Genomic DNA, 23316 nt, shown 5'->3' on the forward strand with positions numbered 1-23316 from the left:
TCACGGATGCCTAGTCCATAGAGCGGCTGGAGGCCTAGGCCAAGGCCGGAATCCCCTGCCCCCGGCGGCTAAATAAACACCGCCAACGCCAAGGTGCCCTGCCCAACGGTCTAGCTAGGAACGATGACGTCTTGCACCACAAGATCGGCTTGTTCAAGGTAGGAGCAACGATGGACATAGATGTCGTTGCCCGCCGATTTGACCGGAAGGTTATAGCACGATGCCACGCATGATTCGACGATTGGGAGCCAGGAACGGGGCGCATCCGGCATGCCGGCTCGGAGATCTGACTGCGATGTTTGTCCTGATTGCCAGGCCGCTCGTCTTTGGTTTCGCCCTTTTGTTGGCTGGTCAGGCACAGGCGCAGGCGCCGGCAACCGTCCCGCCTGAAAGGGTCAAACAGCTGTTCGAGCTTCTCGACGATCCGTCGGTGAAGGCCTGGGTGGCCGAACAACGAAATCAGAACGCCGGATCAACGCCTGCCAAGACGGGAGCTTCGCCGACCGACGTATCGTCCGACGCTGCGGCCGCACCCGGCCAGATGAATACGATGGCGTCCTCGACGCTCGATCGGGTCAGGCATCATATCGAACGGATCGTGCGGACCTTGCCCCTGCTGCCAGGCCAGTTCGCGCGCGTTCGGGCAGAGACCATGCAGGATATGTCCAGCAAGGGGCCTGTCAGCGTATTGATCCTGATTGCGATGTTCATCGCTGCCGGCCTGGCGCTCACTTGGGCGACGTACAAAGTCACCCGCCCATTTCGTCTTTGGGTTATCGCGCAGTCGAAGGATACACCCATCGGGCGAGCCAAGAAGATTGGTGGTCGCGCGCTTTATTCCAGCATGCTCATCGTCTCGTTTGCACTGGGCAGCGCCGGCGCGTTCATGCTGTTCGACTGGCCAATGCTTATCCGCGAGATTGTACTGACATTTCTGATGGCGGCAGTCGTTACATGGGGTGTGCGCCTGTACGTCATGGCCACGCTCGTCCCTTCCTTCATGAACGTCGAGAACGCCGTCGAGGTTCGTGCTTTGCCTATCTCCAACGAAGTGGCTGACCATTGGTCCTATTGGCTACCCCGGATCGTCGGCGTCTTCGCCTTCTTTGGCGCCGCGTTCATCCTCTTGCCGGGGCTCGGCATCGATCAGGACGGAATGATGGTCCTTTCACTGGGCGCCGATTTCGTGCTGCTGGTGCTCTTGCTGCTTGCCATCTGGCGTCGGCCAAGAATGCAGCGAGACGGTGCGCGCCACAGCGGTCACATGGAAGCGACATGGTTGTTGACTGCTTATTTCGTCACCCTGTTCCTGCAGCGCATCGGCGGCCTTTATACGTACTTCTGGTTTACCTTCGCCGCATTCTTCCTGCCTTTGGCAGTCGTGCTGACGCAGCGCGGGGTTAATTTCGTCCTGCGGCCGGGTTCGGAAGATGCCGGCCGGCCTACGATCCCGGCGGTGACGATCGCCGTCATCGATCGCGCAATCCGAATGATTTTCATCCTGGCGGCGGCTTACTTTCTCGCGCGTGTGTGGGGTCTGAACATGCAATCCATGCGCGACAGCGATACGACGACGACATTCATATTGCGTGGCTTGATCAATGTGGTCGTCATTGCCCTCGCAGCCGATTTCGGCTGGTCGATCATCAAGGCTTTGATCGAGCGAAAACTGGGCATCGAAACACCGCACCCTGTGATCAGCGAGGAGGAGGTCCCGATCCTCGATCCGCAACAGGCGCGGCTGCACACGCTGTTGCCGATCCTCCAGAACATTCTGCTTGCATCGATCATCGTGATGGCGGTGTTGATGATGCTCGCCTCGCTGGGTATCCAGATCGGCCCGCTGATCGCCGGCGCCGGCGTCGTCGGCGTCGCGGTGGGCTTTGGCGCACAGACCATCGTCAAGGACATCATTTCGGGCGTGTTTTTTCTGCTCGATGATGCGTTTCGGGTCGGCGAATATATTTCCTCGGGCAATTACAAGGGTACCGTGGAAAGCTTTTCGCTGCGCTCGGTGAAGCTGCGCCACCATCGTGGTCCGCTGTTCACGATACCGTTCGGTGAACTCGGGGCAGTCCAGAACCAAAGCCGTGACTGGGTCATCGACAAATTCAACATCACCGTCGGCTATGACACCGATATCGACTTCGCCCGTAAGCTGATCAAGCGGATCGGCCTCGAACTGGCGGAAGATCCCGAGTTCAAAAACTGGGTGCTCGACCCGATCAAGATGCAGGGCGTACAGGAATTCGGCGAGTACGGCATCGTATTGAGGGTCAAGGCCATGACCAGACCCGGAGGCGCCTTTGGCATGAAACGCAAATTCTATGTGCGCCTGCGCCAGGTCTTCAAGGAGCAGGGCATCGAACTGCCATTTCCGACTGTCCACGTCCAAGGGCTACAGAACCCACATGATGCAGAGAATGCGCCATTGGAGATCACACCCGAGTTGCAAATGGCGGTCGCGCAGTCGCACACCAATCGGCGCAGAAAAAAAGCTGGCACAACGGAGTAGGAAAGCTGTGACACCGCCGGTCACAGCGCGGCTTTTCGCAGGGCCAAAAAAATCAGTGACTTGGGTAGTCGATAATTTGTGGCCAAGCATGGCAAGGATTTCAGTATGGGCGCTTTGGTGCTTGCCGCCCGCTGGATTGCCGAAAACCGCGTCGGCCAGGTAAAGACCAACTAGGCTCACGACCAACCAATTACGTTCGCAAGCGATAGCTCCAAAGGAGCTTCAGGCGGCGCGAAAGTGCGATTCTTCCGGTCCGCCTCATCCATCTTTCAGGTCGTTTGTCACGTTGCGGGAACGGGTGCGCCGAGCTCGATGAGCCCCTCTCCCTTGAGATCGACCCAGAGAGCCGGGAGAATATCCTCTCTGAGATAGCCCAGGTTTTGCGTCAGTTCCTCGACCGACCGCGCGCCCGGGATGACGCTCGAAACGGCGGGATGCCCCAGCGGGAATTGCAAGGCTGCCGCGGGCAGTGAAACATTGTGGCGGGCGCAGATCACCTCGATGCGCCGCACACGCTCCAGCACTGGTTCCGGCGCCAGCCGGGTGTTGAAGGTCGCGCCCTTGACCGCTCCTGTCGCCAGGATGCCGGAATTGTAGGGACCACCGATGATGATCCTGGTGCCGCGCTGCTCGCACAGTGGCAGCAAGGTCGCCAGCGGACCGACTGGATCGACCGCAGCCTCAGATATCTCGAGGCCGACACGCTCGATCTCGTGCAACTGCATTGCCCGCTGACAGACCTCTACTACCACCCGGAAGTGTTCGAGCGGCTCGACCGCCTCGTGGAGCAAGGCAAGATCCGCAACTACGGCGTCAGCGTCGAGCGCGTCGAAGAGGCGCTGAAGGCGATGCAATATCCCGGCGTCGTCAGCGTCCAGATCATCTTCAATGCCTTCCGGCAGCGCCCGGCTGAATTGTTCTTCGATCTCGCGAAGAAGAACAATGTGGCGGTCATCGCCCGTGTCCCGCTGGCGAGCGGATTGCTGTCGGGCAAGTTCAAGTCCGAGACCAAATTCGAGGACAGTGACCACCGCAAATTCAACCGCAACGGCGAGGCCTTCGACGTCGGCGAGACTTTCTCGGGCGTGCCTTACGAAGTCGGGCTGGCTGTGGTCGAACGCATCCGGCCACTCGTTTCGGGCGACACGACGATGGCGAAGTTGCCCTGCGCTGGATCCTGATGTTCGACGCGGTCACGGTGGTCATCCCGGGCGCGCGCAATCCCGCGCAGGCCATCGCCAATGCCGAAGCCGCGGAGCTTGCGCCGCTGTCCGTCGAACTCATGGGCAATATCCGGGATATCTACGACCAGGACATCAAGCCCTACGTGCACCAGCGCTGGTGATCAAACACCGCTGGCCGCATCGATGGGACAGTTTGCTACCGTCTGTCGCGCAATCAGGAGAACAAGATGAAACTGCTGCGCTATGGCGAGATCGGGAGCGAACGCCCCGGCCTGCTCGACGCCGATGGAACGATCCGCGATCTTTCCGCTCATGTCACCGACATTGCCGGCAAGACGCTTGACCCGGCATCGCTCGCCGCGCTGTCGAAGCTCGATGCGAAGTCGTTGCCGGCCGTTTCCGGCAAGCCGCGCCTCGGCGCCTGCGTTGCCGGCACCGGCAAGTTCATCTGCATCGGCCTCAACTATTCCGACCACGCCGCCGAAACCGGCGCCACCGTGCCGTCGGAGCCAATCATCTTCATGAAGGCAAGCTCGGCCATTGTTGGGCCAGACGACGACGTCCTGATCCCGCGCGGCTCCGAGAAGACCGACTGGGAGGTTGAACTGGCCGTGGTCATCGGCAAGACGGCAAAATATGTCAGCGAGGCCGACGCGCTGGATTATGTTGCCGGCTACTGCGTCGCCCACGACGTGTCCGAGCGCGCCTTCCAGGCCGAGCGTCAGGGCCAGTGGACCAAGGGCAAGTCCTGCGACACGTTTGGCCCGACAGGACCGTGGCTGGTCACCAAGGACGAGGTTTCAGATCCGCAAAACCTCAAAATGTGGCTGACGGTCAACGGCAAGACCATGCAGAACGGCTCGACCAGGACCATGGTCTATGGCGTTGCCTATCTGGTTTCCTATCTCAGCCAGTTCATGTCGCTGCACCCCGGCGACATCATCTCCACCGGCACACCGCCCGGCGTCGGCCTCGGCATGAAGCCGCCGGTGTTTTTGAAGGCTGGTGATGTGGTGGAGCTAGGCATCGAAGGGCTCGGCCAGCAGAAGCAGACATTTAGGGCGGACGTGTAGGCGGCTCTCCCTCCGAGCCTTTTGCGTGACTCAAAGGCGCTGCGCGAGGCGTGGCGCTGTGCCATCTCGGTAGCACGATGCTCGGCAGCGGATCACCTTCTTGCCGGAATGGCCAAGCAGGGTCTGCGAGGCGTCATATCCCAAGGCAGCCGATATCCGCCATGCGGACTTATGTGCGTACCGATTGTCGCTGATTGTCCCCGGAACGATTTATTTTTGTTTTCAGCATGTTACGTCGCAGATTGGCGTGTTCTCGGCGGCGTTTGGGTGGGTCTGAATCATTCCCACTCGATCGTGCCGGGCGGCTTCGAGGTCACGTCGTAGACCACGCGGTTGATGCCGCGCACTTCGTTGATGATGCGCGTGGCAGCGGCACCGAGGAACGTCATGTCGTAGTGGTAGAAATCCGCCGTCATGCCGTCGACCGAGGTGACGGCTCGCAACGCGCAGACGAATTCATAGGTGCGGCCATCGCCCATAACGCCGACGGTCTGCACCGGCAGCAGCACGGCAAAGGCCTGCCAGATGGCATCGTAGAGACCGGCCTTGCGGATCTCGTCGAGATAGATGGCGTCGGCCTCGCGCAGGATCTCCAGCTTCTCGCGGGTAATGCCGCCCGGGCAGCGAATCGCGAGACCGGGGCCGGGAAAAGGATGGCGGCCGATGAAGCTGTCGGGCAGGCCGAGTTCCTTGCCGAGCGCCCGCACCTCGTCCTTGAACAGTTCGCGCAGCGGCTCGACCAGTTGCATGTTCATGCGATCGGGCAGGCCACCGACATTGTGGTGCGACTTGATGGTCACCGACGGGCCGCCAGTGAAGGAGACGCTTTCAATGACGTCGGGGTAGAGCGTGCCTTGCGCCAGGAAATCGGCGCCGCCGAGTTTCTTGGCCTCTTCCTCGAACACCTCGATAAACAGCCGGCCGATGGTCTTGCGCTTCTTCTCGGGGTCCGACTCGCCTTCCAGCGCCGAGATGAATTTTTCCGACGCATCGACCAGGATCAGCGGCAGATTGTAGTGCTGGCGGAACATCGCCACGACGCCTGCCGCCTCGTCCTTGCGCATCAGGCCATGGTCGACAAGGATGCATGTCAGTTGGTCGCCGACCGCTTCGTGGATGAGCAAGGCCGCAACCGAGGAGTCCACGCCGCCCGATAGCGCGCAGATGACCTTGCCCTTGCCGACCTGCTTGCGAATGGTCTCGACCGCGTGCTCGCGGTAGGCGCGCATCGTCCAGTCGCCCTCGATGCCGGCGATGTTGTGGACGAAGTTGCGCAGCAGCCTTGCGCCGTCCGGCGTGTGCACCACTTCGGGGTGGAACATGATGCCGTACATCCTGCGCGCGACGTTGCCGAAGATGGCGAAGGGCGAGCCCTCCGACTTTCCCAGGACCTCGAAGCCCCTGGGCAGCGAGATGACGCGGTCGCCGTGGCTCATCCACACCTGATGGCGCTGGCCGGGCGCCCACAGGCCCTCGAACAGCGGGCTGTCCTTTTCGATCTCGACGAAGGCGCGGCCGAATTCGCGGTGATCGGAACTCTCGGCGACGCCACCCATCTGCACGCAGAGCGCCATCTGGCCGTAGCAGATGCCGAGCACCGGTACGCCGGCGTCAAAGACGATCTGCGGCGCGCGCGGGCTGCCGATATCGGAGGTCGAGGCCGGGCCGCCGGAGAGGATGACGGCTTTCGGATTGATGCGTTTGAACGCTGCTTCGGCCGACTGGAACGGCACGATCTCGGAAAAGACGCCGGCCTCGCGGATGCGGCGGGCGATGAGCTGCGTAAACTGGCTGCCGAAATCGACAATCAGGACGGTGTCGGGGTGATTGGCTGTCTTCATGGCGAGCGTTTAGAGAAAGAAATGAGTCGGCGCAATGGGTTAGAAAGCCGCGCCTCTCACTTCGATTCCGGTGCTTCGTCTCGAGGTCCGACGGGTTTCTCCAATGCGTGCGCCTGCCCCGCGTCGAGGGAGCGCAAGGCGTCCATCAACGCCGCGAAGCGCTGCTGGCCGAGACGGGCGATGTAGCCCTGTTCGATCTGCAGCTTGATGCGGTCGCCGTCGCGCAAGGCGTCCAGCCCCTTGCGGGTATAGCGCACAAGCTTGCCGCGACCATCCATGGGATCGGGCAGACGCTCCAGCACGCCGTCCGCTTCCAGGCCGTCGAGCAATTGCTGAACCGCCTGCTTGGAGATCGCCGAGCGATCGATCAGCGCCGACTGGCGCATGCCGCCGCGGGGGATGTGCCCCAGCAGTCCGGCGCGCGCTTCGGTGAACCAGCCATGGCCGGCGGTGCGCATCGCGGCCGCGAACTCGGCCTGCCAGGCACGGCTTACCTGCCACAGCCGCCAGCCGACGTGATCGGGCAGTGCATCGGTTTTTTCGTCAAGCTCCTTGACCATTTTCTCAGGACTCCATATAGTCAAGGTACTTGACGATTTCCATTGCGTCGAGCGTTTTCGAACTCAAACCTTCGGACAGGGACAATGACAATTCTGAACAAGGATACGCTGGCCATTATCATGATCGGCACCACGCATGTCATCGATATGGGCGGCAAGAGCGCCTTCATCCACTACGAAACGGGGACCCGTGCGCACATGCTGCTGCCGGACGGCACCCGTTTCCATGGGCTTTGGACGCTGCAGGACGACGGCTACAAGGTCGAATGGCAGGACGGCCCCACCGGCGCCTGGAAACTCGACCACACGCCGGGCGCCATCGACTATGTCGACGCGACCGGCACCGTGCGCGGGCGCATTTCACGCATCGATTTCGGCGATCCGGAACGCCTTGCGGCCTGATCGGTTGCGGTCAAGCGCCGAGCAGGCCGTCACCGATCGCCTGTTCGAGCCGCCCAACGGCGCCCGCCAGCTTCTCGTCGATGACGTGCAGATATTCGGTCCAGTCGCCGACATGCCTGAGATCGGCGGCGCCATCGGAAATGCCGCGCAAGCCGATGAGCGGCACGCCGAACAATTGGCAGGCGCGCAGGCAGGCGAAGGTCTCCATGTCGACCATGTCGGCGGCGATGGCATCGTAGGCGGCGCCGGAAATGATGCCGCCGCCGGTCGACAGCGTCGCTTGCCTGATATCAGGAATCCGGAGCGGCAGCGGCACGGTCACCGGCAGATCGAGAAACGGTGTGGCGCCCTTCTCGAAACCCAAAGGCGAGGCGTCGATATCGCGATAGCTGACCGAAACGGCCTGGTAGATTTCCGCCTGCTCCAGTGTCCGGCTGCCGGCCGAGCCAAGCGAGACGATGAGGTCCGGCAGCGCCTTTTCAAACTTCAGGCGGGCGAGTTCAGCGCCCAGCCTGACGCCGGCCTCGACCGGCCCGACGCCGGTCATCAGCGGCGTGAACAGACGCTGCAAATGCGGGCCGTACTCCGCCTGCGCCGCCATGACGAAGAGGACGGACTTGCCGCCGATGCGCACGACGTCACCCATCGGCTCAGCCCGCTATGCCATCACGGCCGACCACCGTCATCATGGTGCCGGTCATGGTGGCGATGAGTTTGGCCTCGCCGTCGGCGGTAAAGGCATAGGCCTGGCCGTCGGCGACGATGATGGTGCGGCCGGGTTTGGTCACCGAGCCGCGGAACAGGAAGCGTTCGCCCCTGCCCGGCGCCAGCAGATTGACCTTGAACTCGATGGTCAGCACGCTGGAACTTTCCGGCAACAGCGAAAACGCGGCATAGCCGCAGGCAGAATCCAGCGCCGTCGAAATGACGCCGGCGTGCAGGAAGCCATGCTGCTGGGTCAGTGCCGCTGAATAGGGCATCTCGATCTCGATGATGCCGGGCGTCACCAGCGTCAGTTCGGCGCCGATCGTCGCCATTGCCTTCTGGCGGGCAAAAGAGGTCCTGACGCGATCCTCATAGTCCGGGGCGGGTACGATCTTTGCTGCCATGGCCAACGCCTTTGTTTTCCTGGCAAAGCTTATCGCAGAGGCATGGGCGGCAGGCAATCGCAATTGCTGCACTGCAGCAATCAGCCGCGTTTGCCCCCGGCGGACCGATCCGCTGCGGATTGCCGGAGTTCAGGCAAGGTCAGCCAGCCCGGCGCAGCGCACAGAAGTAAAACCCGTCGGTGCCACTCAGCGCAGGCGACAATGAAATATCGCCGCTTTCTCCGATCCGTGCGGCGGCCGCGTGGCCCGGAAAGCGGCCGTCCCACAGCTTGCGATGATCGAGCTGGACAAACCCGTCATGGCGTTCCCGGAAGGCGGCAACCTGCTCGCCATTCTCCTCATCGAAGACCGAGCAGGTGATGTAGACCAGCAGCCCGCCCGGTTTGACGTGAGCTTTGGCCACATCGAGGATCGCCGATTGCTCGCCCTTGCGCGCGTCGAGCTGTCTTTGCGTCAGCCGCCATTTGGCATCGGGACGGCGCCGCCAGGTGCCGCTGCCGGTGCAAGGCGCGTCGACCAGGACGATGTCCATATGGCCAGTGAGCGGCGCCAGTTCCGCCGGCTTGGTGACGATCTGCACGTTGCGGTTTTCCGAGCGGCGCATGCGGTCGAAGATCGGCGCCAGTCGCGCCTTCTCGGAATCATGGGCAAACACCTGGCCTTTATTGCCCATCGCCGCCGACAGCGCCAACGTCTTGCCGCCGGCCCCGGCGCAAAAGTCGAGCACCTGCATGCCGGCCTCGGCGCCGGCCAATGCGGCGACAATCTGCGAGCCCTCGTCCTGGACCTCGAACCAGCCTTTCTGGAAGGCGGGTTCTGCCTGCACGTTCGGATGCCGGCCGTCGCCGTCGATCGGCGGGATGCGAATGCCGTATGGCGCGATCTGTGCGGCCTTGGCGCCGGTCTCGGCCAATTCGGCCAGCACCTTGGTGCGATCGGCCTGCAGCGTGTTGACCCGGAGGTCGAGCGGCGGGCGTGTGGCAAGGGCGGCCCCTTCATCGACCCATGTCTCGCCGAAGGTCCTTTCGAGAAGCGGCGCGCACCAGTCGGGAATGTCGGCCCGCACCGCCGGCGACGCATCGGCAAGGCGGCGGTCGGCGAGCGTCTTCAATTCCTCTTCGCTCAACAGCGGCGGTGCGAACTTGTCGCCGTCGAGCGCCTGGTTCAGCGACAGCGCCGTCTGGTTCCATTCGAGCAGAAGCGCCCCGAAGCCGACGGCGCGCGGCGTGTCATCGCCGAGCAGCCAGCCGGCGGAACGCTTGTGGCGCAGCGCGTCGTAGACGATGTTGCCGATCGCCGCGCGGTCGCCGCCGCCGGCGAAGCGGTGCGACAGGCCCCAGTCCTTCAGCGCGTCGGCCACCGGCCGGTGGCGCCGGCTAATGTCTTCCAGCACTTCGATGGCTGCCGCCAGCCGTCCGCCCAGTCTCATTCGTCATTCCACCAAAATCGAGCGCATGATCTTCTCGGCCTGCTCTTAGAGCCTTTCGCGTCCGGATTGAACCCCGCTTCCGCCTCGCTGGATGAGGCAATGCCAATCGGGGCCGGCGAAGCTACCCGGCCAGTATATGTCCGTGCAACGACAGACCACTCAATAGATGACAGGTCTCTAATGTTCGCAACTGGCGACTGCAAGCATGATCTGTGGCGCAACCGCTCTGCTTTCCAAGTTTTTCCGTTGGGAATACTCTTTCCGCCATGATTCGCGGCGCAAAAAAGCAGGCCAGCGGATCGATACGAGGAGAGGGCAATGAAGACTTACCTGGCGGAAGTTCTAGGCACATTTCTATTGGTGTTCATCGGCACGGCTTCGGTGGTGACGGGTGGCTTCGGCGGCGCGCTGCCGCTTGGCCAGGAAGGCATCGGTCTGGCGTTCGGCATCGGCCTGATTGCGGCGGCCTATGCGATCGGCCCGATCTCGGGCGCGCATCTCAATCCGGCGGTGACGCTCGGCGTCTTCCTTGCCGGCCGGCTGCCCGCCAAGGATGTCGTTCCCTATTGGATCGCGCAGATCATCGGCGCGATCCTCGCCTCGCTGGCGCTGTGGATCATCGTCTCCGGCAAGACCAGCGAGCCCATCACCAACTTCGGTGCCAATGGCTGGGACGTGACGAAATGGGGCGTCAGCTCGGCCTTCCTGTGGGAATTGATCGGCACCTTCACCTTCGTCACGGTGATCCTCGGCGTAACCGCGGAAAAGCACTCGACGGCGTTCGCCGGGCTGGTCATCGGCCTGACGCTGGCGGGGCTGCACTTCGCCATCATCCCGGTCACAGGCACGTCGCTCAACCCGGCCCGCTCCATCGGTCCGGCGCTGTTTTCGGGCAGTGCGGCGATCGGCCAGCTGTGGCTGTTCATTGTCGCACCGCTGATCGGCGGGGCGATTGCCGGCGTCGTTGCCAAGGCGCGCATCTTCGAAAAGGACTGATTTTTCGAGGGCTGGATATAAGATAAAGGCGCGGGCCACGGCCCGCGCCTTTTTTGTGAGACAGAGCTCTGGCTGGATCAGCCGGCGATGTCGAAGCGGTCGGCGTTCATCACCTTGGTCCATACCACAACGAAGTCTTTCGCGAACTTCGTCCTGGCGTCGGCCGTTGCATAGACTTCCGCGATGGCGCGCAGCTGCGAGTGCGAACCGAAGATGAGGTCAGCACGGGTGCCGGTCCACTTGACTTCGCCGGTCTTGCGGTCGCGGCCCTCGAACACGTCCTTGGCGTCCGTCGTCGCCTTCCACTCGGTGCCCATGTCGAGCAAATTGACGAAGAAGTCGTTGCTCAGCGTTTCCGGCCGGCTGGTGAAGACGCCGTGCTTCGACTGCCCGGCATTGGCGCCGAGAACGCGCAGGCCGCCGACCAGAACCGTCAGCTCCGGCGCCGTCAGCGTCAGCAATTGCGCGCGGTCGACCAGCGCCTCCTCAGGCGACAGGCGCTGCTTGCCGCTGACATAGTTGCGGAAGCCGTCAATTGTCGGTTCCAGCGGTGCGAAGGAGTGGATGTCCGTCTGCTCCTGCGAGGCGTCCATGCGGCCTGGCCAGAACGGAACGTCCACGCTGTGGCCGGCGGCCTTCTCGATAGCGGCATTGCCGCCGAGAACGATCAGGTCGGCCAGCGAGACTTTTTTGCCCCCGGTCTGCGAAGCGTTGAAGTCCTTCTGGATCGCTTCGAGCTTGTCGAGAACCTTGGCCAATTCCGCCGGCTGGTTGACGGCCCAGTCCTTCTGGGGGCTGAGGCGAATGCGCGCGCCGTTGGCGCCGCCGCGCTTGTCGGAGCCACGGAAGGTCGAGGCCGACGCCCAAGCCACCGAGACCAGCTGCGCCACCGAAAGGCCGGACGCCAAGATCTTGGCCTTGAGCGCTTCGGCATCCTGCTCGTCAATCAAGACATGATCGACGGCCGGAATGACGTCCTGCCAAGGCAGCTCTTCCTTTGGAACGAGCGGGCCGAGATAACGCACGAGCGGACCCATGTCGCGGTGGGTGAGCTTGTACCAGGCGCGGGCAAAGGCGTCGGCGAACTGGTCCGGATTCTCATGGAAGCGTTTTGAGATCGTTGCGTAGGACGGATCGAAACGCAGCGCGAGATCCGAGGTCAGCATGGCGGGCGCGTGACGCTTGCCCGAATTGTGCGCATCCGGGACAGTACCGGCGCCGGCGCCGCCCTTCGGCGTCCACTGATGCGCGCCGGCCGGGCTCTTGGTCAGTTCCCAGTCGAAGCCGAACAGGTTGTCGAAGAAGTCGTTGCTCCACTTGGTCGGCGTCGTGGTCCAGGTCACTTCGAGACCGCTCCCGATCGCGTCACCGCCCTTGCCGGTGCCGAACTTGTTGGCCCAGCCGAGGCCTTGCTGCTCGATCTCGGCGCCTTCCGGCTCGACGCCCACCAGGGCAGCATCGCCCGCACCATGGGTCTTGCCGAAGGTGTGGCCGCCGGCGATCAGTGCGACGGTCTCTTCATCGTTCATCGCCATGCGGGCGAAGGTGTCTCTGATATCGCGGGCGGAGGCCAGTGGATCCGGGTTGCCGTTCGGCCCTTCCGGGTTGACGTAGATCAGGCCCATCTGCACGGCGCCGAGCGGGTTCTGCAGGTCGCGGTCGCCGCTGTAACGCTCGTCGGCCAGCCACTTGCCTTCGGGACCCCAATAGATGTCCTGCTCGGGCTCCCAGACGTCGGCGCGGCCGCCGGCGAAGCCGAAGGTCTTGAAGCCCATCGATTCCAGCGCGACGTTGCCGGTGAGGATCATCAGGTCGGCCCAGGAGATCTTGCGGCCATATTTCTGCTTGATCGGCCACAGCAGGCGGCGGGCCTTGTCGAGGTTGACGTTGTCCGGCCAGCTGTTCAGCGGCGCGAAACGCTGCTGGCCGGCTCCGGCGCCGCCACGGCCGTCGCCGATGCGGTAGGTGCCGGCGCTGTGCCATGCCATGCGGATGAACAGCGGGCCGTAATGGCCAAAATCGGCCGGCCACCATTCCTGCGAGTCGGTCATCAGCGCATGCAGGTCCTTGATGACGGCGTCGAGGTCGAGGCTTTTGAATTCCTCGGCATAGTCGAACGCCTCGCCCATCGGATCCGACAGCGGCGACTGCTGGTGAAGAACCTGGACGTTGAGCTGGTTCGGCCACCAGTCGCGGTTGGCCCTGGCAATTGTCGTGTGCACGACCGGGCATTTGCCCGCGCTGGGATCGTCAGTGTTCGCGTCCATCTTGCTCTCCAATTCGCTGATTTCCCGGGCGGGCCTTGAGCCGCGCCACTCTGGAATGGTTCCAGACTAGGCTGCCTAGCCGATAAAAACAAATTGCCTTTCCTGTTTGTTGCGATAGGTTTTCCTTATGATTGGCCTCACCGTGCGACAGATGCATTATTTCGAGGCGCTGGCGCAGACGCTGCACTTCGGCCGCGCCGCGAAACTCGCCGGCGTCAGCCAGCCGGCGTTGTCGTCGCAGATCGCCGAGATGGAGCAGCGGCTCAACTGCCGGCTGTTCGAGCGCGGCGGCAAAGCGGTGCGGATGACCGACGAGGCGCTGGTCATGCTGCCGCGCATCGAGCGCATTCTTGCCGACATTCGCGAGATCGAGACCACGGCGCGGCGCGGCCGCCCGGCCATGGAAGGCCGCTTCCGGCTTGGCATCATCCCGACGGTGGCACCCTATCTGTTGCCGCATGTACTGCCGGAGCTGAAACGGCATTTCCCGGCGCTGCAGCTCGAACTGCGCGAAGCGGTGACCGCAGCACTGCTCGACGACACCAATTCGGGTAAGCTGGATGCCTTCATCGCCGCCCTGCCCCTCGACCATCCCGGCCTGATCACCGAGGCGCTGTTCGCCGACCGCTTCTTTCTCGCCGTGCCATCAGGCGATCCCGCTTTCGCCTCGCCGCCGGTGCCGCCGGAAAGCCCGGCGCTGGAAAGGCTGATGCTGCTGGAGGAAGGCCATTGCCTGCGCGAACAGGCGCTCGCCGTCTGCGGCAGCGTGCGCCCGGTGGCGATGGCAAGCTACGGTGCCACCAGCCTGACGACGCTCTTGCAGATGGTGGCGCACGGGCTCGGCGTCACGCTCATCCCGGAAATGGCGGCAGGGCCGGCGAGCAGTATGCGCGACCTGAAGATCGTGCCGTTCCAGGAGCCGATGCCGCAACGCACGATCTGCCTGGCATGGCGGCGCAACAAGGTGCGGCACGACGAGTGTGTTGAGCTGGCGAAGATTATTCGAGGGCTGGACGCTGCGGTGCTGGCGGCGTGAGGCTGGCGTAAGCCTGCTGCTGACCCGCGGTCATCGAGGCCGGTTTGGCAGAGGTCAGTGCGGTGTGCTGTCGGACAAATGCAGGAGTTCCCAGGTCAAGCCAACGCGACCTTGGAACTGTGATGCAAAGAGTTCGGCTTCGACGCTTTCCAAACCATCATCGACGAGAGCCTCGATGCTTCGCCGCATCAATGCGAGCTGCATCGCCCGGGCGTGTTCGGCGTCCGTCTCTCTCATGATTGCCGCGACATGGTAGGCGACGACGGGTTGGCCGAGGCAAGACAGAAGCGGGCTGGCTTCTGCCGTCGCTGCGGTGACTGCTTCTTCGATCTGCATTTGGCGCTCCTCATCAAACCTGATGATGGCGCCTCCCTGGGAGACAACGGTATTCCGTCGCTTCTTTTTCTGATTTCGGCTGTCGCGCACGGTCGAAGTGACAGGCGCTCGTGTCAGACAATCGCTCTCTCGTTCGCTACCAAAATCAGTATGCTCCAACATCGAGATAAAGGCGACCGCATAGTTAATCGATGGTTAACAGGGATCGTCGCATCTTAAGCGCTAGTGAACGGCGAGATCCTTCCGGATGACGATGAGGCGGAAGAGGCGCTGGGCGTGAATACGGAGCTGGGGGCTTAGGGCGGGGCCGCGTTTGGCAATGTGAGGCCTCGAAAAACGGATCGCCTGCAATCCAGACTAATGCAGATGCCTGAGCTTATCCGGGTTGCGCACCACATAGATCGCCGCGACCTTTCCGTCCTCGATTTCGAGCGCGGTGGTCTGCAGCTCACCATCGGCTTCCCGCGTGACGAAACCCGGCAGTCCGTTGACAAAACCGACGCGAACGAGTGTTGAGCCATTCTTCGGAATCAGGGTGGCTATATAGGCGTATTGCTTGAGGACGGCATCGAAGCCGAGGATCGCCTCGATCGCCGCCGGGCGCTTGCCGCCGCCATCGGCATGGGCGCTGACATCGGCCGCCAGCATGCTGCCAAGCGCCTGCATGTCGCCGCTGCGCGATGCCGCGAAAAAGGCCTCGGCAAGCGCCAGGCTGCGTTGCCGTTCCATCTGGAAACGCGGCCGGGCGTCCCGCACGTGGCTGCGCGCGCGGGCGGCGAGCTGGCGACAGGCGGCGGGGTCGCGCTGGATGGTTTCGGCGACCTCCTCGAAGCCCAGGCCGAACACATCGTGCAGCAGGAAGGCCGCGCGCTCGAGCGGAGACAGGCGCTCCAGCACCAGCATCAGCGGCAAGGTGACGTCTTCCACCTCGTCTTCTTCGACGACAGGATCGGGAAGCCAAGGGCCGATATAGGTCTCGCGCTGTCGACGCGCAGATTTGAGCTGGTCGAGACAGAGGCGGGTCAACGTGCGGCGCAGGAACGCCTCGGGCTCGCGCACCGCCGCGCGGTCGGCCCTCATCCAGCGGATGAAGGCCTCCTGCACCATATCCTCGGCGTCGGCGACGGAGCCGAGCATGCGGTAGGCAACGCGCATGAGTTTTGGACGCAGCGGATCGAATTCCGCCGCTGCATCCCCGGGTATTGGCTTCGCCGTCAAGCGGCGACCGCCTTGCCAGCGTGGGCGGTGAGCGCCCTGGAAGCGGCCTTCACCGCTGCCGGATCGGCGAAGCCGCCGAAGCCGATCGCAATGCGGTTCCAGCCATTGATGATGTTGATCATCAAGGTGAGTTGCACCTGCTCTTCCCCCGTGAACTGGGCTTTCAGCGCCTCGTAGGCGGCGACATGGGTGTGGCCTTCGCAGATCCGCGTCAGCGCTTCGGTCCAGCCCAAGGCTGCCCGTTCGCGATCGGTGTAGCAAGGCGCTTCGCGCCAGGCCGGCAGCAAATAGATGCGCTGCTCGGTTTCTCCCCTCTCGCGGGCATAGGTCGAGTGCATGTTGATGCAGTTGGCGCAGCCATTGATCTGGGAGGCACGGATCTCCACCAGCTCCGCAAGGCCCGGGTCGAGGGTGGCGGCGATGGCGATTGATGTGCGCTGCCACTCCTTCATCAGCGAGGGGGCGGCGGCAAAGGGTTCAAGTCTGACAGTCATGATTGGCTTCCTTCTGATGGTTGCGAGACCATGACGAGCCAGGAGCTGCCAGTGTGACATGGGTGCCAAAAAATTCTATGGGTGCCGCCGATCCTGAGAGGCCCCACTGCGTCGGCGCCAGTCTCGCTGCGGCGCCGCTTCCGCAACCTTCACGGCACAAATATCAGAAACACATAAGTAAAAAACACGACAAGATGGACCATGCCGGTCAGGAATGTCGTTCGTTCCGTGCTGAAGCTTACGTTGCATATGAACAGCGCCAAGATCAAAAGCACTGTGTCAGTTTCTGGGAGCCCCAGGGTCAGCCCTCTTCCCGTCAGCAGGCTGGCGGCTGCGACTGCCGGTATTGTCAAACCAATGGTGGCGCAAGCCGAACCCATCGCAACGTTCAAGCCACGCTGCAGCTCATTGTTGAGAGAAGCACGCACCGCCGAAATGGCCTCCGGCATCAACACCAACCCCGCGATCATTGCCCCCACAATAGCGTCAGCCTGGGTCACCTGATACGTAACGAGCGTATCTTCGACACTTGCTGCTACCTGCTCGGCGAGCATGACAATTCCGATCAGCCCGATCAACAGAAGCAGAACGCTGGCAGCAATGCTTTCGTGGGGGGCGGTTCGGATCGAGACGTCACGTGCCTGTCCTTCAACGAAGTCGTCCCGGTGCCGGACAGTCTGCGCGAACACAAAAGCTGCATAAAGTAGCACGGAGAGCACGCTCACAAATCCGAGTTGAGCCGCCGAAAAGGTGCCGGGATCCGTCGTTCGCGTGTAGGTCGGCAGGATGAGCGTCATCACGGTCAGCGCGACCAGGACCGCCAGATAGGCGCTGGTCCCTTGCCGGACAATCACCTGCTTGCGATGACGCCAACCGCCAAGCGTGAGACACAGGCCGACAACGCCGGTGGACGTAATCATCACCGTCGAGAAGACAGACTCACGCGCAAGGGTCGGATTGTTTTCTCCATGCAGCATCATGGAAACGATGATCGACACTTCGATTGCCGTCACGGCAAAAGTCAGCACCAACGTGCCGTAGGGCTCCCCGACACGGTGGGCCACCGCTTCGGCGTGGTCGAGCACGACGAAAATGGTGATGAACATGATCGCGCTCGAAAGCGCTCCGACAAGGATCCTGACGCTCGGCGAACCTACGTCTACCGACAGCCCGCTGGCTCTGACCGCAACGGCCATCGCCAGCGCGGCCAGGGGCATCGCATAAGACGTCGCCGATCGTGCGAAACCGCTCATTCAAGCCCTGTGCGTTGCAGCGAGCCCTAGGGAAAGGCTATGCTCACGCCGTCTTCTGCGTCACCAACCCAAGCTCCTCGACCATCGCCTCGCGCATCAGGAACTTCTGCGGCTTGCCGGTCACCGTCATCGGCAATTCCGTGCGGAAGCGGATGTAGCGCGGGATTTTGTAGTGGGCGATCTGGCCGGCGCAGAAGTTCTTGATCTCCTGCTCGGTGGCGATCTGGCCGGGCCTCAGCACGATCCAGGCGCAAAGCTCCTCGCCATATTTGGCGTCGGGAATGCCGAACACCTGCACTTCCTTGATCTTCGGGTGGCGATAGAGGAACTCCTCGACCTCTCTTGGATAGACGTTCTCGCCGCCGCGGATGACCATGTCCTTGACCCGGCCGACGATGTTGCAATAGCCCTCTGCGTCGATGGTGGCGAGGTCGCCAGTGTGCATCCAGCCGTCCGAGTCGATGGCCTCGCGAGTCTTTTCCTCGTCGTCCCAATAGCCCTTCATCACCGAATAGCCGCGCGTGCAGAGCTCGCCCGGCGCACCAACCGCGACGGTGGCGCCATCGGCATCGATGGCTTTGACCTCGACGTAAGGGTGGATGCGCCCGACAGTCGAGACGCGCTTTTCGAGCGGGTCGTCGACGCTGCTCTGGAACGACACCGGGCTGGTCTCGGTCATGCCGTAGGCAATGGTCACCTCGGCCATGTGCATCAGCGACACCACCTTCTTCATCACCTCGATCGGGCATGGCGATCCCGCCATGATGCCGGTGCGCAGGCTGGAGAGATCGAAGGATTGGAAATCCGCATGATCGAGCAAGGCGACGAACATGGTCGGCACGCCGTAGAGAGCGGTGCAGCGTTCCTGCGCCACCGCCTTCAGCGTGGCGCCGGCGTCGAAGCCCTCGCCCGGGAAAACCATGGTCGCGCCCTTGGTGACGCAGCCCATCGTGCCCATCGACATGCCGAAGCAGTGATAGAGCGGCACCGGGATGCACAGCCGGTCGTCGACGGTGAGCTTGATTGCCGAGGTGACGAAATTGCCGTTGTTGACGATGTTGTTGTGGGTCAGCGTCGCGCCCTTGGGCGCGCCGGTGGTGCCTGACGTGAACTGGATGTTGATGGCGTCGCCGGGTTTCAATCCCTCGGAGATGCGATCGAGGCTGTCATGCTCGTCGCGCCCGGCCATCGACAGCACATCGGCGAAATTGAACATACCGGGCGAGTTCTCGTCGCCCATGCGGATGACGATCTTGAGTGCCGGTAGTTTCTGCGCCTTGAGCTTGCCGGGGGCGGCCTTGGCGATCTCCGGCGCCAGCGTTTCGATCATGCCGAGATAGTCGGAGGTCTTGAATTTGGCGGCGGTGACCAGCGCCTTGCAGCCGACCTTGTTCAGCGCATATTCCAGCTCGGTCAGCCGGTAGGCCGGGTTGATGTTGACCAGGATCAGGCCGATGCGGGCGGTGGCGAACTGCGTCACCAGCCATTCCCAGCGGTTGGGCGACCAGATGCCGACGCGCTCGCCCTTTTCGAGGCCGAGCGCCAGGAAGCCGGCGGCCAGCGTGTCGACCGTGTCCGACAGTTCGCTCCAGGTGAAGCGCTTGTCCTGATCGACGAAGACGGCCGCATCTTGCGTGGCGTATTTGCTGACGGTGTCGGAAAACAGTGCAGGGATGGTCTGGTGCAGCAACGGCACAGTGCGCTCACCCGAGACATGCGCCCTGCCGTCGAGCGGTGCGACGAAGGTGCTGCCGTTGCGCAGGCCGCGACCGCGCAGATTGGTGGCATTTTTCAACTCGTCGAGATGAATCGCCATCGCCGTCTCCTCCGCAGACGAGCCGAGCCTATCAGCCTGCCGGGGCGGTGGAAAGTAGAGTGGCTCCCCTCCCCCTTGAGGGGAGGGTGCCTCGCGAAGCGAGGCGGGTGGGATCGTCTCAACCGCCGCGACCTCTGGCTCTGACTGAAAAGATGGAGCGCGTCACCGCGGACCCCACCCGTCCATCCGCCTACGGCGGCTGTCCACCCTCCCCTCAAGGGGGAGGGAGGGCGCTCATCTTGGCGGCGATGTCACGTAACAGCGCCTCATCTGTGGCTGCACGCGGCTTCCTCGACGCCACGAGGCAAGCCTGCGACCGCAAGACAACGCCGTCGGCCAGCACCTTCAGATGATTGGCGCGCAGCGTCGAGCCTGACGTGGTGATGTCGACGATGACATCGGCGAGGCCTGCCGCCGGCGCGCCTTCGGTGGCGCCCAGGCTTTCGACGATGCGATAGACCTGGATGCCGTGCTTCAGCGAAAAGAATTGCTGGGTCAGCCGCCAGTATTTGGTGGCGATGCGCAGCCGCCTGCCGTGGCGCTGGCGGAAATCGGCGGCGACATCGTCGAGATCGGCCATCGTGTCGACATCGAGCCAGATGTCGGGCACCGCGACCACGACGTCGGCATGGCCGAAACCGAGGCGCGCGACGATTTCGGCGCGCGTCTCCCAGTCGGCGAGGTTTTCGCGCAGCAGGTCTTCACCGGTGATGCCGAGATCGACCGTCCCCTGGCCGATCTCACCGGCGATTTCGGACGCCGACAGGAACGCCACCTCGATGCTTTCAGCGCCTTCGATGCGGGCGCGATATTTGCGCTCGTCGCCGGGCAGGCTGACGGCCAGTCCGGCCCTGGCCAGCACCTCGAGCGCCTGCTCCTTCAGCCGGCCTTTCGATGGGATCGCCAGCGTGATCATGCCGTCTTCTCCCGCAGCGCTTCGATGCGGTCGAGCCAGACGGAAAAGCCGACGCCGGGGATCGGAGTTTTGGCGCCGAGCAGTGTCAGCAGCCGGTCATAGCGGCCACCGCCGGCCAGCGGCCGCTCGCCGTTCTCTGCCGCGATCTCGAAGACGATGCCGGTGTAGTAATCGAGCGGACGGCCGAAGGCGGCGTCATAGCGGATTGTCTTGATCGGCAGGCCCAGAGCTTCGATGGCTTTGGCGCGGGCGGCGAAATTCTCGAGCGCAACACCCAGCGAAAGACCGGCACCAGCCGCGAACCTTTCAAGCGCCTGTGCCGCGCTATCGAGCGGAACGTCGATTGCGAGAAAATTCTTCAGCGCCGAAAACGCCTCGTTCGACAGCCGTACGCTGCGCAGTTCGGCCTTTTCGATCAGCCGCCGCGCAATGTCGGATGGCGAGCGCCCTGCTGAGGCCGACAGCCCCGCCTCTTCCATGCCGCCGGCGATGTGTGTCGAAAGGCCATCCAGATCGCCATCGAGCACAAGGGCTGCGATAGGGCCGGAGAGCTGGCCGTTGCGCGGCGGGTTGGCGAGATCGGCAAGCGCTGCCTCCAGCATCGGCGCCGAGCCGAAGGCACGCGCAAGTCGCATGCGCCACCCGCGCGGCAGGCCCAGGGCTGCCAGCACCGCCTCGAAAATGGTCTGGTCGCCGAGTGTGATTTTCAGCGGCTGATCCGGCAGCACCAGCGACAGCAGCGCATGCGCGTCGGCCAGCGAACGGGCGTCGGCCTGCGCGGTGTCGCGGTCGCCGAGATCCTCGATGCCGGCCTGGAAGAACTCATTGCCGCCCTCGCGACGCTGGCGAAACACCTCGCCGAGATAGGAATAGCGGCGTGGCGTCCCGGCCTGCGAGCTGATGTGATCGAGGCATACGGGAATGGTGAATTCCGGCCGCAGGCACAGCGTTTGCCCGGTCTCGCTTTCGGTGAGAAAGATACGGCGGCGCAGATCCTCGCCCGCCATGTCGAGGAACGGATCGGCCGGCTGCAGCACGGCGACCTCGACCGCATGGGTGTTGCGGGTGGCGAAGAGGGTGGTGATTTCGGTTGATATTGCGGGGTAGCGGGAGGTCAATTTGCCCACTCCATCGCATGACCCGCTGATTTGGGATCAGGGGGTCGACCGAAGGATGGCGTTCTACGGCGCCCCCCTCTGTCCTGCCGGACATCTCCCCCACGAGGGGGGAGATTGGCAGTTGCGCCGACGGCGCTTCTTCTCAAAGTCTGGCGATTGGCGAAAGCAAGGATGACGGCCGATCTCCCCCCTCGTGGGGGAGATGTCCGGCAGGACAGAGGGGGGCGCGAAGGAACGCGACCTCTACTTGCCACGTGCCCGTTCCTCAGCCTGCGCCGCGAGTATCTTCTTCACCTCGGCGACCACCTCACTCTCCGCCACCGTGACCTGTGCCGGCCGCGCCGCGCGCCATTCGGCGTTGTCCACAATCTCGGCCGACATGCGGGCGCCTTCGATCAAATCCTTGATCTGCAGTTCGCCCTTGGCGCGCTCGTCGCCGCCCTGGATGATGGCAACCGGGCTGCCGCGACGGTCGGCATATTTCAGCTGCGCCTTCATGCCGGCGCCGCCGAGATACATTTCGGAGCGGATGCCGGCGGCGCGCAGCTCGGAGACCATCTTTTGATAACGGCCGAGGCTTTCGGTGTCCTTGTCCATCACCAGCACGACGACCGGCGCGATCACATCGGACGTATCGAGCTTCCCGAGGTTCTTCAGCGCCGTCATCAGCCTGGAGACGCCGATGGAAAAGCCGGTCGCCGGCACCGGCTCGCCGCGGAAGCGCGAGACGAGACCATCGTAGCGCCCGCCGCCACCGACCGAGCCGAAGCGCACGATCTGGCCGTCGTCATTGGGGATTTCGGCCAGCAGCTCGGCCTCGAAGACGGGGCCGGTATAGTATTCGAGGCCGCGGACGACGGAGCGGTCCATTGCAATACGGTCTTCGGCGTATCCCGCTGCCCTGACCAAGGCTTCGATCGTCGAGAGCTCGCTGACGCCTTCCTGGTAGGTTGCGTTCGCGCTGACGCCGGAATCCTGGCTAGCTTGTGCATTCTTCGCGGTCGCGAGAAGGACTGCCTCGGCTTGGCCATCATTCAGCCCGGCGCCCTTGGCGAAGTCGCCTTCGCCTTCCTTGCCGCCATCCCAGCGCCCCGGTCCAAGCAGAAGCCGCACGCCTTCCGGCCCCAGCTTGTCCAGCTTGTCGATGGCGCGCAGCACGGTCAGCCGGCGCCCTCCATTATCATCACCGCCCAGGCCGATTGCTTCCAGCACGCCGTCGAGCACCTTGCGGTTGTTGACGCGGATGACGTAGTCGCCGCGCTTGATGCCGAGCGCTTCCATCACGTCGGCCATCATCATCGCCATTTCGGCGTCGGCCGCGACGCCCGGCGTGCCGATCGTGTCGGCGTCGAACTGCATGAACTGGCGGAAGCGGCCGGGGCCGGGCTTTTCGTTGCGGAACACCCAGCCGGAGCGGTAGCTGCGATAGGGCTTTGGCAGCCGCTCATAGTTCTCGGCGACGAAACGCGCCGTCGGCGCGGTCAGATCATAGCGCAGCGACAGCCACTGCTCGTCATCGTCCTGGAAGGAGAACACGCCTTCGTTCGGCCGGTCCTGGTCAGGCAGGAACTTGCCCAGCGCGTCGGTGTATTCGATCAGCGGCTGGTCGGCCGGTTCGAAACCATAGAGCTCATAGACCGAGCGGATCGTCGCCATCATCTTCTCGACAGCGCGGATGTCTTCGGCGCTGCGGTCGGCAAACCCGCGCGGCAGCCGCGCTTTCGTCTTTTCCGATTTGTCGGCCATGGGATGG

20 protein-coding genes and 1 pseudogene are annotated in these 23316 nt (G+C 63.3%); 6 read left to right on the forward strand and 15 right to left on the reverse strand.

From position 1 onward, the window contains the following. The first annotated feature begins 295 nt into the window (after nt 1–295). Nucleotides 296–2515, forward strand: coding sequence for a mechanosensitive ion channel family protein (locus AC1DVW_RS22640; protein WP_477326023.1), 2220 nt, complete (start codon nt 296–298; stop codon nt 2513–2515). A gap of 281 nt (nt 2516–2796) precedes the next feature. On the opposite strand, the gene AC1DVW_RS22645 is transcribed toward AC1DVW_RS22640, so the two are convergent. Then, nucleotides 2797–3240: an aldo/keto reductase gene (locus tag AC1DVW_RS22645; protein ID WP_477326266.1), complete on the reverse strand. Its 444-nt coding sequence runs from the start codon at nt 3238–3240 to the stop codon at nt 2797–2799. Between AC1DVW_RS22645 and AC1DVW_RS22650 the strand changes: the two are divergent. Then, nucleotides 3181–3860, forward strand: a pseudogene (locus tag AC1DVW_RS22650) (aldo/keto reductase); the annotation flags it as partial. The gene AC1DVW_RS22645 and the pseudogene AC1DVW_RS22650 sit on opposite strands and share 60 nt — an antisense overlap. Nucleotides 3861–3926: 66 nt before the next feature. Beyond that, entirely contained in the window at nt 3927–4772 is an 846-nt protein-coding gene (locus tag AC1DVW_RS22655) for a fumarylacetoacetate hydrolase family protein (protein ID WP_477326025.1), read from the forward strand. 278 nt (nt 4773–5050) lie between these two features. Here AC1DVW_RS22655 and guaA read toward each other — a convergent pair whose 3' ends face one another. Further along, nucleotides 5051–6613, reverse strand: a complete 1563-nt coding sequence (gene guaA / locus AC1DVW_RS22660; RefSeq protein WP_477326027.1) for a glutamine-hydrolyzing GMP synthase — start codon at nt 6611–6613, stop codon at nt 5051–5053. A 56-nt stretch (nt 6614–6669) separates the two neighbouring features. Next, the gene (locus AC1DVW_RS22665; protein ID WP_477326029.1) at nt 6670–7173 is read right to left on the reverse strand and encodes a MarR family winged helix-turn-helix transcriptional regulator; all 504 of its coding nucleotides are present in this window, start codon (nt 7171–7173) and stop codon (nt 6670–6672) included. Nucleotides 7174–7257: 84 nt separating this feature from the next. On the opposite strand from AC1DVW_RS22665, the gene AC1DVW_RS22670 reads away from it, so the two are divergent. Then, a complete protein-coding gene (locus tag AC1DVW_RS22670) occupies nt 7258–7575 on the forward strand; it encodes a hypothetical protein (protein WP_477243142.1) in 318 nt (105 codons plus the stop codon). Between the two features lie 10 nt (nt 7576–7585). On the opposite strand, the gene AC1DVW_RS22675 is transcribed toward AC1DVW_RS22670, so the two are convergent. The 3 genes from AC1DVW_RS22675 to AC1DVW_RS22685 all read right to left on the reverse strand — a co-directional run bounded on the left by AC1DVW_RS22675 (nt 7586) and on the right by AC1DVW_RS22685 (nt 10113). Further along, entirely contained in the window at nt 7586–8221 is a 636-nt protein-coding gene (locus tag AC1DVW_RS22675) for a 5'-methylthioadenosine/S-adenosylhomocysteine nucleosidase (RefSeq protein WP_477274586.1), read from the reverse strand. A gap of 4 nt (nt 8222–8225) precedes the next feature. Next, nucleotides 8226–8684 (reverse strand): PaaI family thioesterase, encoded by a 459-nt coding sequence (locus AC1DVW_RS22680; protein ID WP_477243140.1) that lies wholly within the window; start codon nt 8682–8684, stop codon nt 8226–8228. 139 nt (nt 8685–8823) lie between these two features. Continuing rightward, the gene (locus tag AC1DVW_RS22685; protein WP_477326031.1) at nt 8824–10113 is read right to left on the reverse strand and encodes an RsmB/NOP family class I SAM-dependent RNA methyltransferase; all 1290 of its coding nucleotides are present in this window, start codon (nt 10111–10113) and stop codon (nt 8824–8826) included. 318 nt (nt 10114–10431) lie between these two features. Here AC1DVW_RS22685 and AC1DVW_RS22690 point away from each other — a divergent pair, with 318 nt between their 5' ends. Beyond that, nucleotides 10432–11109, forward strand: coding sequence for an MIP/aquaporin family protein (locus AC1DVW_RS22690; RefSeq protein WP_477326033.1), 678 nt, complete (start codon nt 10432–10434; stop codon nt 11107–11109). A 77-nt stretch (nt 11110–11186) separates the two neighbouring features. Here the strand turns inward: AC1DVW_RS22690 and katG are convergent, their stop codons facing one another. Beyond that, nucleotides 11187–13376: a catalase/peroxidase HPI gene (katG, locus tag AC1DVW_RS22695; RefSeq protein ID WP_477326035.1), complete on the reverse strand. Its 2190-nt coding sequence runs from the start codon at nt 13374–13376 to the stop codon at nt 11187–11189. A 127-nt stretch (nt 13377–13503) separates the two neighbouring features. Between katG and AC1DVW_RS22700 the strand changes: the two genes are divergently transcribed. Next, complete coding sequence (locus AC1DVW_RS22700; protein ID WP_477243135.1) at nt 13504–14412, forward strand: hydrogen peroxide-inducible genes activator; 909 nt, start codon at nt 13504–13506, stop codon at nt 14410–14412. A 54-nt stretch (nt 14413–14466) separates the two neighbouring features. Here the strand turns inward: AC1DVW_RS22700 and AC1DVW_RS22705 are convergent, their stop codons facing one another. The 8 genes from AC1DVW_RS22705 to hisS all read right to left on the reverse strand — a co-directional run bounded on the left by AC1DVW_RS22705 (nt 14467) and on the right by hisS (nt 23309). After that, nucleotides 14467–14748: a hypothetical protein gene (locus tag AC1DVW_RS22705; RefSeq protein ID WP_477326037.1), complete on the reverse strand. Its 282-nt coding sequence runs from the start codon at nt 14746–14748 to the stop codon at nt 14467–14469. Nucleotides 14749–15105: 357 nt separating this feature from the next. Then, nucleotides 15106–15951 (reverse strand): sigma-70 family RNA polymerase sigma factor, encoded by an 846-nt coding sequence (locus AC1DVW_RS22710; RefSeq protein WP_477326268.1) that lies wholly within the window; start codon nt 15949–15951, stop codon nt 15106–15108. An 11-nt stretch (nt 15952–15962) separates the two neighbouring features. Beyond that, on the reverse strand, nt 15963–16460 hold the full coding sequence (locus tag AC1DVW_RS22715) for a carboxymuconolactone decarboxylase family protein (protein ID WP_477326038.1): 498 nt from the start codon (nt 16458–16460) through the stop codon (nt 15963–15965). Nucleotides 16461–16609: 149 nt separating this feature from the next. Beyond that, nucleotides 16610–17713, reverse strand: a complete 1104-nt coding sequence (locus AC1DVW_RS22720; protein WP_477326040.1) for a calcium:cation antiporter — start codon at nt 17711–17713, stop codon at nt 16610–16612. 43 nt (nt 17714–17756) lie between these two features. Next, nucleotides 17757–19529: an AMP-binding protein gene (locus tag AC1DVW_RS22725; protein ID WP_477326042.1), complete on the reverse strand. Its 1773-nt coding sequence runs from the start codon at nt 19527–19529 to the stop codon at nt 17757–17759. A 214-nt stretch (nt 19530–19743) separates the two neighbouring features. After that, on the reverse strand, nt 19744–20445 hold the full coding sequence (gene hisG, locus AC1DVW_RS22730) for an ATP phosphoribosyltransferase (RefSeq protein ID WP_477274610.1): 702 nt from the start codon (nt 20443–20445) through the stop codon (nt 19744–19746). Beyond that, entirely contained in the window at nt 20442–21563 is a 1122-nt protein-coding gene (locus AC1DVW_RS22735) for an ATP phosphoribosyltransferase regulatory subunit (protein WP_477326044.1), read from the reverse strand. Before AC1DVW_RS22735 ends, hisG begins: the two co-directional genes overlap by 4 nt. 243 nt (nt 21564–21806) lie before the next feature. Next, nucleotides 21807–23309, reverse strand: coding sequence for a histidine--tRNA ligase (gene hisS / locus AC1DVW_RS22740; RefSeq protein ID WP_477326046.1), 1503 nt, complete (start codon nt 23307–23309; stop codon nt 21807–21809). Nucleotides 23310–23316 lie beyond the last annotated feature (7 nt).

The sequence above is a fragment of the Mesorhizobium sp. P3_B5 genome, assembly GCF_056402815.1.